This is a genomic window from Oscillibacter sp. CU971 (genome assembly GCF_905219725.1).
GTDB lineage: Bacteria > Bacillota > Clostridia > Oscillospirales > Oscillospiraceae > Oscillibacter.
Genome location: NZ_CAJMXG010000481.1, coordinates 1 through 1395 on the forward strand (window position 1 = coordinate 1; position 1395 = coordinate 1395).

General features: G+C 54.4%; 1 protein-coding gene. It reads right to left on the reverse strand.

Going from position 1 to position 1395, the window contains the following annotated elements; genetic code table 11:
* Positions 1-1395 (reverse strand): MobP3 family relaxase (gene mobP3, locus JX325_RS16760; RefSeq protein WP_204792161.1); only part of this gene is annotated, 1395 nt, incomplete at both ends.

A 1395-nucleotide genomic window follows, 5' to 3' on the forward strand; every position in this document is an offset into this window, starting at 1 on the left:
CTTAAAAATCGACGGACCCTGGTACTCCTCGTGATCATCTGGCTTATGTCCCATCGCAATTTTCTTCTCACGGATTCGCCGCATGAGCTTGCTCTCCACATGACCACCCGACGGATTCGGCGGCGGAAGCGTCTCCCAGAAAATGTTGCTCATGTGGTGGAGGAGCCTTAAAGTACCGAAGAGAACAGACGGATCACGCTGACGATGGTCCAGGAGGAACTGCGCATAGCTGTTGCCCTGAGCGGCAGACTGCGCCAGCCAGTACTCCGCCACTCCCTGATCCTGCGCCACCTCTTTCCCCTGGAGATATAGCTTGCCCAATGCGTATTGTGCGTAGGAGCTCCCAGCTTCAGCGGACTGAGTAAAATATTCTATAGCCTTGTCGACATTCTTTTCCATGATTTTCCCTCTGAGGTACTCTTTCCCCAGACGGTAGGCGGCGCAGTGACTACCATTTTCAGCGGTCGCCTTCATCCAGCGCAAGCCTTCCCGCAAATCACAAACTTCCACATCGTCGGAGAGGAGCAGCTTTCCAAGAACATACTGGGCCGTGGTATGTCCTTGCACCGCCGCCTGCTCAAACCAACGCCGGGCTTTTACGCTGTCTGGAATCAGCAAAGGGCCATCCCGCAAGAGCTTGCCCATGAGATACTGAGCGTTCAGATCACCGTTCTCCGCCAGCCGCCCCAATTCTGCAACAGCCTGGTCCCGCTTCTCCAGAGGCAGTCCTTCGTCGCGGATCATATTTCGCAGCGTCCAGTAACCGTAAGAGGAATTTGCGAATTCCTCTGGCTCATCATACTGTTGGATGCCATTATCCTCAAAGCTGACCACGCCGCATCGAATGCGCTCCGCCTCACGAACAACGGCGTTCTTGATTGACCGNNGCTCTTTCACCTGAGAGAGTGGCGGACGCATCCTCTCCCGTTCAGAATAGAAATTCTCCACCTGACACTGGAGCCGCCACCACATTTCGTAGCACTCCTCTACCTCTGGGAGTTTCGCCAGCTCATCTACGATGGCGTCCACCTGAGTCTTGACAGACTTTTTCAAATAGCCGTAGACCTTCTTTCCCCTGACAGTTTCCAAGGACTTGACCAATTCTAGCATCTTCGCTTCAAGTACGGGGCTGTCGCAGAACTCCGAGCGCATTCGCTTCGTCAATTCCAGCAGCGCCTTGCGGCCCTGCCGTACTAGCTCGTCTCTGGACGAGCTTTTCTGCTTGTAGAGGTGCAACAGTTCTCCCTGAAAAATATCCCGAGTGAGCTCTGACTTGATTTTGCGGATGCCCTCCTGGTTGAGATACGCCTGCCCCGACTTCGCTGACCAAGCCATCATATGAACATGAGGGTGATGGCACTCATCATGGAAGGCGGCGTACCAACGGAAGTCAGC